This is a genomic window from Actinoplanes octamycinicus, from assembly GCF_014205225.1.
Taxonomy (GTDB): Bacteria; Actinomycetota; Actinomycetes; order Mycobacteriales; family Micromonosporaceae; genus Actinoplanes; species Actinoplanes octamycinicus.
Window position 1 is genome coordinate 2,780,307 of record NZ_JACHNB010000001.1, and the last position, 14,763, is coordinate 2,795,069.

13 protein-coding genes are annotated in these 14,763 nt (G+C 69.7%); 9 read left to right on the forward strand and 4 right to left on the reverse strand.

Translation table 11 applies throughout. The annotated features are described in order from the left end of the window. The first annotated feature begins 94 nt into the window (after positions 1-94). The gene (locus tag BJY16_RS12530) at positions 95-3,475 is read left to right on the forward strand and encodes a recombinase family protein (protein WP_185039630.1); all 3,381 of its coding nucleotides are present in this window, start codon (positions 95-97) and stop codon (positions 3,473-3,475) included. 20 nt (positions 3,476-3,495) lie between these two features. Here BJY16_RS12530 and BJY16_RS12535 read toward each other — a convergent pair whose 3' ends face one another. Further along, positions 3,496-3,795: a helix-turn-helix domain-containing protein gene (locus BJY16_RS12535; RefSeq protein WP_203759101.1), complete on the reverse strand. Its 300-nt coding sequence runs from the start codon at positions 3,793-3,795 to the stop codon at positions 3,496-3,498. Between the two features lie 72 nt (positions 3,796-3,867). Then, positions 3,868-4,062, reverse strand: a complete 195-nt coding sequence (locus tag BJY16_RS12540; protein ID WP_185039631.1) for a hypothetical protein — start codon at positions 4,060-4,062, stop codon at positions 3,868-3,870. 77 nt (positions 4,063-4,139) lie between these two features. Between BJY16_RS12540 and BJY16_RS12545 the strand changes: the two genes are divergently transcribed. Beyond that, positions 4,140-4,442, forward strand: coding sequence for a helix-turn-helix domain-containing protein (locus BJY16_RS12545; RefSeq protein ID WP_185039632.1), 303 nt, complete (start codon positions 4,140-4,142; stop codon positions 4,440-4,442). Positions 4,443-4,464: 22 nt separating this feature from the next. Here the strand turns inward: BJY16_RS12545 and BJY16_RS48365 are convergent, their stop codons facing one another. Together BJY16_RS48365 and BJY16_RS12555 are read right to left on the reverse strand one after the other, a co-directional pair. Then, positions 4,465-5,655 carry a tyrosine-type recombinase/integrase gene (locus BJY16_RS48365; RefSeq protein ID WP_185039633.1) on the reverse strand — a complete coding sequence of 397 codons (1,191 nt, stop codon included), beginning with the start codon at positions 5,653-5,655 and terminating at the stop codon, positions 4,465-4,467. A 7-nt stretch (positions 5,656-5,662) separates the two neighbouring features. Continuing rightward, the gene (locus BJY16_RS12555) at positions 5,663-5,926 is read right to left on the reverse strand and encodes a hypothetical protein (protein ID WP_185039634.1); all 264 of its coding nucleotides are present in this window, start codon (positions 5,924-5,926) and stop codon (positions 5,663-5,665) included. A 304-nt stretch (positions 5,927-6,230) separates the two neighbouring features. Between BJY16_RS12555 and BJY16_RS12560 the strand changes: the two genes are divergently transcribed. The 7 genes from BJY16_RS12560 to BJY16_RS12590 all read left to right on the forward strand — a co-directional run bounded on the left by BJY16_RS12560 (position 6,231) and on the right by BJY16_RS12590 (position 14,763). After that, positions 6,231-6,782: a GNAT family N-acetyltransferase gene (locus BJY16_RS12560; RefSeq protein WP_185039635.1), complete on the forward strand. Its 552-nt coding sequence runs from the start codon at positions 6,231-6,233 to the stop codon at positions 6,780-6,782. Positions 6,783-7,189: 407 nt separating this feature from the next. Next, complete coding sequence (asnB, locus tag BJY16_RS12565; protein ID WP_185039636.1) at positions 7,190-9,334, forward strand: asparagine synthase (glutamine-hydrolyzing); 2,145 nt, start codon at positions 7,190-7,192, stop codon at positions 9,332-9,334. A gap of 2 nt (positions 9,335-9,336) precedes the next feature. Beyond that, complete coding sequence (locus BJY16_RS12570) at positions 9,337-10,356, forward strand: diiron oxygenase (protein ID WP_185039637.1); 1,020 nt, start codon at positions 9,337-9,339, stop codon at positions 10,354-10,356. Beyond that, on the forward strand, positions 10,350-11,612 hold the full coding sequence (locus BJY16_RS12575) for an MFS transporter (protein ID WP_185039638.1): 1,263 nt from the start codon (positions 10,350-10,352) through the stop codon (positions 11,610-11,612). The genes BJY16_RS12570 and BJY16_RS12575 overlap by 7 nt, the downstream gene beginning before the upstream one ends. Before the next feature lie 30 nt (positions 11,613-11,642). Then, positions 11,643-12,671, forward strand: a complete 1,029-nt coding sequence (locus BJY16_RS12580; RefSeq protein ID WP_185039639.1) for a pyruvate kinase — start codon at positions 11,643-11,645, stop codon at positions 12,669-12,671. 14 nt (positions 12,672-12,685) lie between these two features. Next, complete coding sequence (locus BJY16_RS12585; RefSeq protein WP_185039640.1) at positions 12,686-13,708, forward strand: phosphotransferase; 1,023 nt, start codon at positions 12,686-12,688, stop codon at positions 13,706-13,708. Next, a complete protein-coding gene (locus BJY16_RS12590; RefSeq protein WP_185039641.1) occupies positions 13,705-14,763 on the forward strand; it encodes a pyruvate kinase in 1,059 nt (352 codons plus the stop codon). Before BJY16_RS12585 ends, BJY16_RS12590 begins: the two co-directional genes overlap by 4 nt.

Here is a 14,763-nt window from a genome sequence, read left to right on the forward strand (position 1 = left end):
AACCGGGATGCGCAGTTGATTGCGCCGCCGAAATCGGCGCGCACAGTGCCTTGTATCCGGGCCACCTCGGGAAACCTCTTGGAGAAACGCAGTCATGACTACCGCCACCCCTCGCGTCGGCATCACAGAGCTCCTGGCGAACAAGCTGACCGGTTCGGTCGCGCTTCTTTGTCTCCGGGTCAGCGCCCAGAGCCCGGCGGAGCTCGCCGACAACATTCGCGCCGCGATTACGACGTTGAGCCACCTGCCTGCCGTCAACGTCCTGCGGGATGTCGACCCCCAAACCTTGCTCGACAAGTCCGCCGCAGGCGATCGGATCCGTTCGCAGAGGGACTTGATCCCTCTGCGACGGCATCATGCGCACCGATACGCGGTCGAACCCAACCGACTTATGGGATATGCCCTACCCGTCCCCGATCAGGGTGCGGTCATCCTGATGCTCTTCGACAGCGCGGCTGATCCGACCGTTCGGACTCCCGATGAGCAGCTTCCCGGAAATGCCGTTTGCGCGTTGCTGTCCGAAGCGTGCCTGATCCCCCAGGTCCACGAGCTGCACGTCGCGGAATGGAGCCGATGGGTTCGCGATCCCCGATACGGCGCTACAGTCCGTGCCGCGGCCCAGCGAGGCGGTGTCGACGTCTACGAGGGGTCCACCCACATCGACATCACCACCTCGAGTGGCGCGCTTCTGGCCGGCGTCAAGGACACCCAGGCCGCCGGTGAACGTAACAACATTCGAACCAGAACCACCCGCGGTACTCTGGCCAAGCTCACCGCGGCCCGCGTCATCTGGCCATACGCGCGAACCCTGCTGCCGCCGGCATACGAGCTGGAGTTGGACCGCGTCAGCGATGGCACCGGCCGCTCTCACCGGACCGCGTACGTGCGTGGTGCGTCCGGTGACCAGATCCCAGGCTGGCAGAAGTGGGCCGAGACCATCGCCAACGGCGGCACTTTCGCCGCCGCGGGACAGCATCTGGCCGCGCACAAGATCCCAGTCCGGGGCCAGCGGCACATCAATCTCGACGGCACCAGCAAGACTTACGACGAGCTCGACGGCCGACAGGTCGAACGGGCCTCACGTAGCCTGGCCGAGCACGTTCGCGTGTTGCGCAGGCTTGCGTACGTGGTCCAGAAGGATGTGCCCGTCCCGGTCCGCCGGGGTGACTCATTCGAAGGCTATCCGGTCGATCACGATATCCCGGGTCGCTACGGGTACGGCGTCATCAACATCGAGGTGAAGTTGCCGGCCCACTGCATCACGCTGTCCGAGAAACAGTGGGACACCTGGGAACACCGCATCTTCGGGCGCACGCCGCGAGACACTCTTACCGATGGTCTCCGGGCGCCGCTGGGCGACATCCGCCAGCAATGGTTCGTCGACGTTGCCGGTCGTCCGTGCCGTGAAGGCGATGCGAACTGGGTCCAGAACCTGCGGCTCGTGGTCAACGTCGACTCCTACGAGCTGTGGCGGCGTGGCCGCGACCAGGCGTTCAACGAACAGGGCGAACTCCGGGGCTGGGAGAATCGGGAGGGCGAACACCTCTACACGGTTCGTCGCGTTGACCTCGATCGGGCCTATGCGCGGGCCGGTATCGCCACGGCTCTGCGCCACCTTGACGATCTCGAACCCGTCTTGGTGGAGTCCCGTCCGCTTGCTGACCCGATTGACCGCGAACGTCGCCGGCAGGAGCGGCTTGCAGAGCTTGATGACCTGCTCATCACTGCCAGCGACGGCGTCGAAGACGCCGACATGATCTACCAGCAGGCGGTACGCCGTTCCCGCGGCGTCGGAGAGGCCAAGGCCAGTCTGGAGGTCGCCCGGAACGAGCTGCAGGCGCTCAGCGATGAACAGAAGTCTCTTCGTGACGCCGCAGTACCGGAGACGGCGTCGGCTTCGAGCCGGGTCGTCGAGGTCGACATTGCTACGCCGGCACGCCTTTTCGGGGTGATGGAGGGCGGCGCAGGGATGTCACTGCCCCGAGTCGTCGGGGACCTGATCTGTCGTTTGTCGGGGGGACGCATGACCGTTGAGCCCGACGCCGACCTGCCGCGAATGTTGCGGATAACCGACACGCTCGACTGGCCGACAGCGGACGGCAGCGTCATCCCGCTAAGAATCTCTGCAGCAGTCGAGAACCGGAAACGCGACATCGATCAAGCCAGTCGCCTGAAGGCGCGAAGGCTGACCATCGCCACCCTTGTTCTTCGCGACGGCCTTACCGCCGACGAGGCCGCGGACAAGCTCGGACGCAGCCGTGATGACGTGGTGACCGACGTCCGATCGTGGCTCAAAGATCACCAGCCAGTGAACGTGCCCACAAGGGGAGGGCGCAGCGCGTTGGTCGACTGTCCGATCCCCGAACCCAAGCGCGTCATCTGGGCAGCGTTGACCGGTACTGCCGACGCCGGCGTAGCCGACGAGTATCGGCAGCTCATCACGGCTCGCTATCTCGCCGACGACATCATCCACGCCAACAGTTGGGTGCGCCGAAATCTGTCTTTCGATCGTCAGGCCCTGGCGGTCATCGCCACCCTCACCGGCCAGGGTATCGATGCCGAGCAGGGTATTCGGGCCGATGACATCGCCAACCGCCTTGGCTGCACGTCGCAGGACATCCTGTACCTGTGCACCGGTCCTAACGAGAGATATCGAGGCGTCCTCGAGCGAACCTCGACCTCCAGCCGTCGCGTAAGGCCGCGTCGCTGCGAGCGAGGACACTGGCTGCTGCACATCCTGCCCACGATCGAGACCGAGCAGTCCAATGGCCTGCTGTGCGGCGCCTGCCGTGCAACGCCGGATGGCATCGCTCTGCCGGCTCCCTACTTCGACCTGTGGGATGGCCCGGAGGCTCGCCAGCACGACCTTCGGGTCGCTCCTGGCACGGTCCTTGCCCAGGCGCCTGTCGCCGTTGCTCCCGGTGCTCGACCTCGCATCATGCTGAACATCGGGGAAGCCGCCGCGTACCTCGGGGTCAGCACCTCAGCTCTTCGTACGTGGAGCAACAACGGTCAGGTGGCCTGCGAGCAGCGGCCCCGGCGGTATGACCAGAGGGTCCTCGACAATCCCGAAACTCAGGCGCTGGCAGCCCGGTTCCACTCGACTTACGGTCAGCGCAGCACTGCCGATGGCCGGATGACCCTACGGCAGGTGAGCGAACGTCTCGAGGTGCCGGAGCACTACATCCGAGACTTCTTGATCACGCCCGGGAAACTGGCGTACGTGCGAGGTGGTTCGAAGGGCAACCAGTTGCTCTTCGAACCGGTCGACGTCGATGCTGTCCCGCAGGAATGGCGTGAGCGGCACGCTGCAGGCCTTCTCGGCATCGGCGAGGTGGCCGAGCGGTTGCGGCTCTCTACCGGACAGGTGCGCTCAGCAGCAGCCGATGGACGCATTCCGTCCGTAGTGACAGACGGCAACACGCGGAGGTTCCGACCCGGAGACATCGAAGCGTGCAACCCGAGCGCCGCATGAACTGCGCCGCCCCGGAAGGGTCAGTGACCTTCCGGGGCGGTGGTGGACGGGGCCGGCTTGAGCTCGTGCCCGCAGGCGGAGTCGGCCAAGGTGCCCAACGGCACCGACACCGCGTGGGCGATGGCGTGCAGAGTCTTGACCGTGCACGACTTCCGGCCCTGCTCGATATCGACGATCATCCGCCGCGATACTCCGGAACGCTGCGCCAGCCCATCGAGAGTCAAACCAGCTGCCTGCCTCGCGGCGGCGACCGCTTGCCCGAGGGCGGTCGCGTTGTAGGGGAACGACTCACTCACCGGCGTTTCGTCCAGCTCATGCAAGGCACAGCTCCATACGACCGGGTGCACGGTGAAGTCTGCCCGCCATCGTACGGGGTTCTTGAACGATGTCGCCTAACCTGCGGTTGGCCCGCTCTCGCCGTTGTCTTTCTGCGCGCTATCGCGCTGCGCAGCGGCCCGGCGACGTTCGAGGTTGACCGATCTTTCGAAGGTGTAGCCGATCCAAGTCTCGGTGGACACGAACTCGGATTCCGCCCTCCGGCGTGCGAGGTCGTAGGTCTCGTCGCTCAGATCCAGGGTGACGATCACTCTGCTCACTTCTTCGCTCCTCGGCCTCAGGCTCTCCAATGTGCCAGCGATGCATCTGGCGCCAATGATGCACTTTAGTGCACTATGAGTTCGTGCCGCTGTCAGACGAAAAAGTCGAGCCTGCGGGCGAACCGGCGCCGTTCGACCTCACCCTGCTCGGGCGGGCCGTCGCCTCGGCGCGTGAAGCCGCTCGCCTGACAATCCGAGACCTGGCCGCACGAAGCGGTGTGGAGCCCTCCGTTCTCCGCGATATCGAGCAGGCCCGCGTGGATTGCGACCTCGAGGACCTCCACGCCATCGCTCATGCTCTAGGAATCCGGTTCAGCCGGCTCATCGCCTCGGGGGAAGCCGGTTCGGCAGGTGGCTCGGGCAGGATGTGAACCTGACCCGAGCCACCTTGGCTCACTTGCCCGTGCGGCGACCGGGAAGCCTGCGCATCGTCGCTCTCAGGTGCTCGTCATCGTCGCTGGACTTGTGTACGTAGGTGTCGAGCGTGGTGCTCAGCTGTCCGTGTCCGAGCCACTTCTGTACTCGTGCCGGTGCGATCTCGTAACCGCCCTCCGCCACCGGCGCGAGACTCCAGGACGCGTACCCATGTCGCAACCAGTGGAAGGTCCAGATCCAATCGCACTCCTTCCGTGCGGCGCCGGCGAGCTTGCCGGCTTGATCCGCCCACTTCGTGCGAGAGCGATGCCGCGGAAAGAGCCATCCGCGCTCCGGCCCCTTGCGGCTTCTGGCATCCTCAATGAGGCTTTCGGCGATCTCGGTATAGCAGGACCACAATCGGGTGGTGCGGGTCTTGCCGCCCTTCGGTAAGGCGAGGTCTGGCCATGACCCGTAGCGGTCGAGCTGCCAGTCCACCTGGACGTCCAGCGTCTTGAGATCGATCGAGTCGTCTCGCAGGGCAAGCGCCTCGCAGATCCTCAGACCCGATCCGAAGGTGAGCCAGGCCAGACGATCCCCGTAGTGCGGGTACTGGAGTTCCAGCGATGCCGCGTACTCGTCGACATCCGTCACCTCCGGGCACAGGTCCACCGTTATCTTGTCGGCGTGGCCCTCGACGGCCGCACGGCTGCGGTACATCTTGACTACGCCGCGGCGCTGCTCATAAGTTCCGAAGGGGTTCCCTTTGAAGTAGCTGTTGTTGACCCCGAACTGGATGAAGTGCCCGACCGTGCGTGCGACGTTCTTGACGACCTGCTCGGATGCCTTCGCCGCCACCAATCCGCTGAAGATCGATGTGAAGTGGTACATCTCGGTGTCACGGCATCGCACAGCACCTACCTCTGCCGGAACGTGGACATTCCAGTCAGACTTGTACTGCCGGATCGTTCCCTCAGGAGCCCTTTCCTTCCGCAGTGTGTCGAGGGCGGCCTGCGCCAGTTCGTCCAGCGTCACCTCAGTCCGCGGGGCGACTCCCTTGAGCCCTTCCCGGAGGCGTGCGCGTAGCTCCTCGGCGCGTTCTTCAGCGTTCTCCCGGGTGCCGCAGCGCTCCTGCTTGCGATCTCCGTCGCCGGGCTTGCCGCCGGTCCAGTAGCTAACGCGCCCGTCGGCGTAGACCCGGACCGGATCGTTGTCCCGACGGCGGGTCACCTTTCGCTTAGCGGACACGTTCCACCGCCCGCTTCCGCGGCTTCGGCTCCGGCTTCGCCGGCGTTGCGGGCTCAGCGGCCGCCAGCCAATCTTCGACCGTCCTGGGATGCCAGCGGGGAAGACTCCCCAGCATGCGGGGTGCCGGGAAAGTTGGATCTTCGGTGCGGATGTCACCCAGGTGACGCGTGCTGATCTTGAGGTACGCGGCGACGTCTTCGATGTCCCACGCCGTGCCGATGGAAGAGCGCTGCTCCTCGGTTGCTGATGTCATGACTCGGTCCGTCCGGCCCGAGCCAAGTCGCGCACTGACCTCCCGCGCAAAGTTGCGCAGCGACGCGTACTCCAGCACCCCTTGTGTGACACCTGTGTGACGCCATCTGGCAAAGTCCCTGGTCAGAGGCTTGATGATCTCTCTTCTCGAAGACCACCCAGATCTACGAGGGCACCAACCAGGTGCAGCGCATCGTCATGGCGCGGCAGCTGCTGAAGGACTGAGCGGGGCTGGTTCTCGCTGGTGGCCGGGCGGCATCCGCCCGGCCACCGCTGTTTGCGCCGGGATCGGCGATGATGCCGGCATGGATGTTCGCCCGGCACGTCGTCTCCGGCTGACCCGTCCCGACGCGCGGCTGCGCGACGCCTGGCTCGCCGCCTACGCGGAGTGGCCGGCCGGGGCGCACCTGGACGCCTCCGGGCTGCGCGACGGCGACGACGTGACCAGCCCCGAGGGCTTCGCGGCGTGGGTCGCCAAGCTGCTGGTCTGCGCCGACCCGCTGGCCCCGCTCCCGCCCGGCCAGGTCACCCACTCCACCTACTGGTGGATCACCGAGGACGGATCCGTGCTGGGTTCGGCCGAGCTGCGGCACGACCTCGGCCATCCGCTGCTGCTCGACGCCGGCGGGCACATCGGCTACAGCGTGCGTCCCGGCTGCCGCGGGCGCGGCATCGCGACGTGGGCGCTGGCGGCGGCCCTGGACCGGGCGCGGGACCGGGGCCTGGACCGGGTGCTGCTGACCTGCTCGCCGGAGAACGCGGCGTCCGCCCGCGTCATCGAGAAGGCCGGCGGCGTGCTCGAGGATGTCCGGGAGACGGTGGTCGGGCCCAAGCGGCGGTACTGGATCACCCTCTAATCGCATCGAGGCCGGTCAAAGCGAATTAGCACATCGGGCGGAATCTGCGCAACAGCGACCGGGTATTCGTGAACCCCTAGGTGTATTGCCGTTGACCCCGATGTTGACGCGCGTCTCTGGACCTCGCTTCATCGAGCGTGCTTTCATTGTTTCATCAAGAACGGCGCAGGAAAAAATGTCCGGCGCCGGACCGGTGAGATCCACTGAAAGGGGACTCGCATGAAGAAGTACGCCAAGCCGAGCGTCAAGAAGGTCGCGCAGACCACCGTTCTCAAGTCCCGCACCTGATCGACCGGTTGTCCACGGATATCTAGGACAATTTTGCGGCGTTCCGCAATGTGGGTGCGCGCCCTCCTCCGGGAGGGCGCGCACCACCGTCCGTAGCGGTCGAGTCGAAGGAACCCCTCATGTGTGGCATTGGCGGCACCGTCCGGATCGACGGGCAGGACCTCGGTCCGGATGCAGACGTACTCCTCACCATGCTGGCCGAGACACTTCACCACCGTGGACCGGACGAGCGGGAATGCTTGCGCCAGGGACCCGTCGGTCTCGCTTTCACCCGGCTCTCCCTGGTCGATCCGGAAGACGGCAGCCAGCCCCTGATCAGTGACGACCAGAATCTCGTTCTGATCGCCAACGGCGAGATCTACAATCACCGCGAACTGGCGCAGCGGCTTCCTTCGGGAGTGCGCCTGAAAACCGGCTCGGACTGCGAGGTGCTGCTTTATCTTTATCGGCAGCACGGGCTGGATTTCCTCAAGGACGTGCGCGGCATGTTCGCGCTCATCCTGTGGGACCGGGCGCGCGGGCAGCTGATTCTCGCGCGCGACAGATTCGGTATCAAGCCGCTCTATTATCACCGCGACGACCGGCGTATCACGCTGTCCTCGGAAATCAAGGGACTGTTCGTCGACCCGGCCACGCCGCGGGCCTTCGACTGGGCGCGGTCGCTCGACCTGCCCCTGCTGGCCGCGTCGCCGACGATCGAGAGCTCGGCGACGATCAGCTGGTTCGAGGGGATCGAGAGCGTCCCGGCGGCCACCATCCTGCGCATCGACCTGCGGGACGGCCGCACCCACCGCCACCGCTACTGGGAGATGCCGGCCGAGGCGGAGGAGGGCACCAGCGCGGAGCAGTTCATCCGGCGCTACGCCGACGTCCTCGAGGAGTCGGTGCTGGAGTGCGCCACCGCCGACACCGAGCTCGGCCTCTTCCTGTCCGGCGGGATCGACTCGTCGGCCGTGCTGGCCCTGGCCGCGTCCCGGCTGGACGGGCTGCACACGTTCACCGCCATGTCCGGCGGCACCCAGGTCAACGGCGACGCGGAGCACGCGCGCTGGCTGGCCGGGACGATGGGCGTACACAATCATCAGGTCGTCTTCGGTCCCGATCACGTGCCCACGCCGGAGGCGTGGCGGCGCCTGGTCTGGCTCACCGAGACCCCGATGGCCGGGCCGGAGATCTACTACAAGCACGAGCTGCACCGGTTCGCCCGGGCCGAACGCCCGGAGCTGCGCGGCATGCTGCTCGGCGCGGCCAGCGACGAGTTCAACGGCGGCTACTCCCGCGACCTGCTCGGCGGGGACGACTGGGACTCGTTCCTGGAGAGCCTGCGCTACATGGACCGGGCCACGCAGATGGACCGGCACCCGGGGCTGCGCCGCTGGTGGGCGGAGGGGAACGACTTCTTCGCCGGCCGCACCACGGACGACCTGTACCGCGCGTACGTGGACTCCGAGTACGCCAAGATCCAGCAGTACAACGTCTGGCACGAGGACCGCACCGCGGCCGGCAGCGGCACCGAGGCCCGGGTGCCGTTCCTCGACCACCGGCTCGTGGAGATCACCGCGGTGATCCCGGAGCGGCTACGCCCCCGCCTGCTGTGGGACAAGCAGATCCTGCGCGAGGCGGTGTCCGGCCGGCTGCCCGACCGCATCGTCAACCGGGCCAAGGGTCCGTTCTTCTACGGATCGGGCACCTGGCACGCCTACCGCATGCTGGTCCGGCTGATGCGGGCGAACGACTTCGAGCTGGTCGAGCGGGCGCTGGCGGCGCCCGGCGCCGACCGCTACCTGGACGGGACCGCGATCCGGACCCGGCTCGCCGAGTTCGGCACCGGCGAGACCGACGCGCCCGGTGTCGAGATGCTCATGCGGGTCGTGAACATGGGCCTGCTCGCCGAGATGGCGACGGCCCCGCCCCGGCTGGGCGAGCTGTCCGCCGGCGCGGTCCGGATCTCCGCGGCGTCGGCCGGCCTCCCGGCCGAGGCGGAGCCGGCCTCGCGGCACGCCGCGCACCAGGTGCCCGCGCTGGCCGACGGCGTCCAGCTGCTCACCGACACCCGGGGCGCCTGGTTCCTGCTCCACGAGGGCCAGATCGAGTACGTGTTCGAGGAGGGCAACCCGACGCTCGGCGTCCTGACCCACGTCGACGGCGAGACGTCGTTCGGCGAGGTGCTGGAGAAGTCCGGAGTGGACGAGGCGGAGGTCCGTACCGACCTCGACCTGCTCCGCGTCCAGCAGCGCCTGGTGTTCAGCGAGGGAGCCGACTGATCATGTATCAGCTGATGGCCCGGCAGACGCTGCTGCGCGGTGACGCCTCGATCCGGCAGCGGACGACCGCCTACTCCAGCCGCTACGAGCGCTGGGAGGATCTCTCCAGCGTGCGCCGCCGGCCGCGGCGCGACTTCCGGCCGGCCTCCGACCTCTTCTTCCCGCCCGAGCTCCACCCGGTGGTGCTGCACCCGCTGGTGGCGGCCAAGGGGGAGGCGGTGGTGAAGGCGCTGCTGCTGTGCCGGCTCTACGACTACCTCGACTTCACCGTGGACCTCGAGACCTACGCGGTGATCCCGGTCGCCGCGCAGATCAGCCGCGGGCGGTCCGGCCTCATCCTGCCGGAGCAGATGATGGCCGACGCCTACAAGATCGTCACTGACGAGGCGTGGCACGCGCAGTTCTCCTACGACTTCGCCCGGCAGATCGCGGACAGCACCCGCATCCCGCGGGCCGCCGCCGGGGACGCCGGGATGCCCGCCTTCATCAAGCGGCTGGACGAGATGCGGGAGGACCTGCCGCCGGAGGTCCGGGGACTGGAAGCGCTGCTGTTCGCCATCGTCAGCGAGACGCTGATCTCCGGGATCCTGTCCGACATCCCGCGCGACGACCGGCTGCCGGGCAGCGTGCGCGAGCTGGTCCGGGACCACGCCGCCGACGAGGGCCGGCACCACGTCTACTTCCGGTCGCTGCTGGAGCACCTGTGGCCCGCGCTCACCCCGCACGAGCGGCGGGCGATCGGACCCCAGGTCCCGGCCGCCGTCTACGCGTTCCTCGAGCCGGACTACGCGCAGACCTTCCGGCACCTGCGCGGCATCGGCCTGACCGAGGCGGAGGCCGACCAGGTGATCGCCGAGTCCTGGCCGGAACAGACGGTACGCCGCACCATCGCCGAGGCCGCCGCGCCCGTCGTGCGGTACTTCGCGGGCGCGGGCGCGCTCGACGACGCCCGGACGCTGGATTCGTTCGAGCGGGCCGGCCTGGTGGCACGACAGCCGGTCGGCGGAGAGGTGGCATGGTGAGCCAGATCCTGCAGACCGGGGAACCGACCCGTACCCCGGCCGCCCCGGCCGGGTTGAGCCCGGCCGCGAAGTTCCGCCGCTTCTGGTTCGCCACCACGGTCAGCGGCGCCGGCTCCGCGGTGACGCTGATCGCCCTGCCGCTGGCCGCGCTGACCATCCTCGGCAGCTCGGCCTGGCAGGTCACCCTGCTCAGCGCGGCGGAACAGGCCGGATGGCTGGTGCTCGGCCTGCCGGCCGGCGTCATCGTGCGGCGCTGCTCGCTGCGCGGCCTGCAGATCGCCATGGACCTGATCCGTCTGGTCGCCATCGGCTCGGTGCCGGTGGCCTGGGCGCTGGGCGTGCTCAGCTACGCCCAGCTGCTGGTGGCGGCGCTGGCCGTCGGGCTGGCCAGCGTGCTGTTCGACATCGGCAGCTCGGTCTTCCTCCCGGCGATCGTCGACGAGGAGCAGCTGAACTCGCGCAACAGCCTGATGTCCGGCACCCACGCGGTCACCCAGACCGCCGGCCCGTCGGCGGGCGCGCTGATCATCCAGGCGATCGGGCCGGTCGGCGCGCTGCTCGTCGACGCCGGCAGCTACCTGGTGTCCGCCCTGACCCTGCGCACCCTGCCGGAGCACCGCAGCGATCCGGGCCCGGCCGCCGGCGCGCTGCGGCAGATCAAGCAGGGCTGGCACTTCGTCGTCCGGCACCCGGTGATGGGGCCCTGCCTGCTCTGGGCGACCGTGACGAACTTCTTCTGCGCGGCGATCATCGCGCTCACGCCGGTGTACCTGGTGCGGGCCATCGGCGCGCCGCCGGCGACGGTCGGCCTGGTCCTCGCCATGGACGGGGCCGGCGGCGTGCTCGGCGCGCTGCTGGCGACCCGCCTCGCGAAACGCCTGGGCACGGCCCGCGCGCTGATCGTCGCGACGCTGGCGGCCGCCGCGGCCGCGCTGGTCATCCCGTTCACGCACAGCTCGGGCACGGTGCACTACTTCATGATCGGCAACCTGGGGCTGGAGGCCGGCGTCGTGATCGGCAGCATCCTGACCCGCACCTACCGGATGACGGCGAGCCCGCCGGACCTGCTCGCCCAGGTGATGGCGACCACCCGGTTCGTGTCCTGGGGCGCCCTGCCGCTGGGCGCCGCGGCGGCCGGCTTCCTGGTCACCGTGGCCGGGCTGCAGGCGGCCCTGTGGGTGGTCTGCGCGGGCATGCTGCTCGGCCCGCTGGTCCTGCTGACGAGTCCGCTGCGCGGGCGGCGCGACTTCGCCTGACCGGGCCGGTGGACGAGGGAGGGGAAGATCATGACGGCGATTCTCGCGACGATCGGCCGCGCCACCCGGGCGCCCGAGACGATGGCCGCGCTGCTCCGGCTCGGCGTCAGCGGATTCCGCTTCTCCGCCTCCAAGTTCGGGGTGGCCGAGCTGGCCGCTCAGGCGGCGGACGCACGGGCCGCGAGCCGGGCCGTCGGCCGGCCGGTCGACCTCCTGCTCGACCTGCCCGGTTCGAAGATCCGGTTCACCAACCCGGACATCATCGACCTGGATGCCACCCCGGTGCTGCGGATCCACTTCGGCCGGTCACCGGGAGCCGGTGATCCGGCGGTGCCCGACGTCGGCCTGCCCTGCCCGGAGTTGGGCCGGGAGATCGCGGCCGGCGACGTCCTGCTGGTCGGGGACGGCGAGATCGCCCTGACCGTGGTGGCGGTGTCGGACGGCTGGTGCACGGCCGAGGCGCTCACCGGTGAGCTGCTGGCGCCGCGGAAGGGTGTCCAGCTGGCCGGCCGGGAACCGGGTCGCCGCCCACCGGCCTCCCGGGCCGACCTCGCCCTGCTCGACCAGCTGGCCGAGTCGGCCTTCACCGGGGCGATCGTCTCGTTCGCCGAGGACGCGGCCGCGCTGGCGCCGGTCCGCGCCCGGTGGGGGCGGCGCAGTGCCAACGCCGTGGTGGCGAAGGTGGAGACCAGGGCGGGCGTGGCCGGGATCGCGGAGATCGCCGGGAGCGCGGACAGCGTCCTGATCGGCCGCGGCGACCTGCTGCTGGACGGCGGCGCGCTGGACTTCCACCGGCTGTGCACGACCGCCGTCCGGGAGTGCCGCCGCCGGTCGGTGCCGGTGGTGGTGGCCACCGAGCTGCTCACCGGCCTGGACCGCTCGTGGCTGCCGCTGCGTTCCGAGCTCGCCTACCTGGGCGGCCTGCTGGAGTCGGGGGTGGACGGCCTGCTGCTGGCCGCCGAGACCACCGGTGGCAGCGATCCGTTGCGTACCACCCGGCTGCTCGCCGACCTGATCCACCGTTACGCGGCCGTACCCGCGGCCTCGCCACTCGCCTAGAAGGAGGCCACCGGATGTCCGCGGACGACCGGCTCACCGGCACACTCGAATCCCTCGGCCTCGGCCCGGAGACCGGCGTCACGCCCTTCCCGGACACCCCGACGCCGTGGGCGACCACCTACGCGATCACCGCCGGCGCGGTCGAGCTGGTGGCTCGCCTGGTCACCCTGCGGCTCAGCGACGCGGCGGACATCCGGGCCGAGTTCGAGGTGGCCCGCCTGCTCGGCGAGCACGGCCTGGCCCCCGAGGTGCGCCACGCCGACCCGGCCGCCGGCGTGCTGGTCATGGACCGGGTCGCCGACGCGGCCAACGTCCGGGCGCCCGCGCTCTGGCAGGTGGTCACGCTGGCCCGGACGCTGCGCCGGCTGCACGCCGTGCCGCTGGACTCGCTCACCGAGACCTCCCGGCTGCACACCCGCAAACGGATCACCGCGAGCACCACGGTGACCGCGCTGACCGACGGGCTCCCGCGGCTGGCGATCTACCCCGAGGCGATCGAGCGGTTCGAGTTCCTCCGCGAGGCGCTCCAGCGGCTGGGCGTACCGGAGCGGCTCTGCCACCACGACCTGAACCCGGGCAACGTGCTGTTCGACGGCTCGCGTGCCTGGCTGATCGACTTCGACCACGCCGAGGCCGGTGACCCGCTGTTCGACGTGGCCACCGCGCTGCTCTCGTTCGGCCTGGACGAGACCCTGCGGGCGGCGTTCCTGGAGACCTACTTCGGCCGGCCGGCGACCGGGCCGGAGTCCGCCCGCCTCGAGCTGCTGACCTGCCTGATGCTGCTGCGCTACGGCATCTTCGCGCTGTCGCTGCTGCCGGCCGGGATGCGGGACCAGCTGAGCGGCTGGACCCCGGAGATGGTCGGCGACCAGCCGTTCGACTTCGCCCCGCTGGACGGCGAGAGCCGGGACTGGCTGGTCTTCCGGCTCAGCCTCTCGTTCGTGCACGCGGGTCTGGCCCGGTTCGCCGCGGAGCCCGCGGTCCGGGCCCTGGAGACGCTCGGGCTGCGCGAGCCGAGCCTGGCCGGCGCGCGATGACCCGCATCGTCGCCACCGTCGGCCCGGCCTGCTCGGCCAAGGAGACCCTCACCGAGCTGCTGACGGCCGGGGTGGACCTGTTCCGGTTCACCGCGTCGAAGACCCCGGTCGCGGAGCTGGTCTCGCTGGCCGACACCGTCCGGGTGCTCGCCGCCGATCTCGGGCGGGACGTCGAGCTGCTGCTCGACCTGCCCGGCGCCAAGACCCGGCTGACCAACGACACGTACCTCGACCTGGCCGGGGTCACCGAACTCGAGCTGCGCTTCGACGGCGGGCCGACCCGGCCGGCCGGGCCGCTGCCGGTCCTCGGCGTCGACGGACGTGACCCCCGGGACCCGCTCCCGGAGGTCGGCGACGTCGTCGTGCTCGGGGACGGCGAGGACGCGCTGCGGGTCGTCGCGGTGGCCGCCGGCTCGTGCACGGCGGTGCCGCTGACCAGCGGCGTCCTCGGCATCCGGCGCGGAGTCCGATTCCCCGGCGCGCGCGGCGCGGCCCGGGCGGAGACCCTCACCGGGTACGACGAGGCCGGCCTGCGCGCCGTCGCCGGCGGGCCCTTCGACGCGGTGGTGATCTCCTTCGCCGAGTCGGCCGGCCTGGTCGAGCGGGCCCGCGCGGTGCTGCGGGACAGCGCCGCCGACGGGCCGCCGCCCGCGGTCGTCGCCAAGATCGAGACCGCGGCCGGGGCGTCGGCCGCCGCGGAGATCGCCGGCGCCGCCGACGGCATCCTGCTCGGCCGCGGCGATCTGCTGCTCGACACCGGGCCGATCGAGTTCTTCGCGGCCTGCCGCCGGGTGCTGGACGCGGCGCACGCGGCCGGCCGTCCGGTGCTGGTCGGCACCCAGCTGCTGACCAGCCTGGCGACCGGCTGGCTGCCGCACCGGTCCGAGCTCGCGTACGCCAGCGCGCTGATCGAGGAGGGCGTGGCCGGCCTGATGCTCGCCGAGGAGACGGCCGGCGCCGCCGATCCGCTCCGCGCGGTCGTCCTGCTCGACCAGCTCCGCGGCGTCTACGCGCCGGCCTCGGCCCGCGCCGCGCTGTTCCCCCGTCGCCGCTGA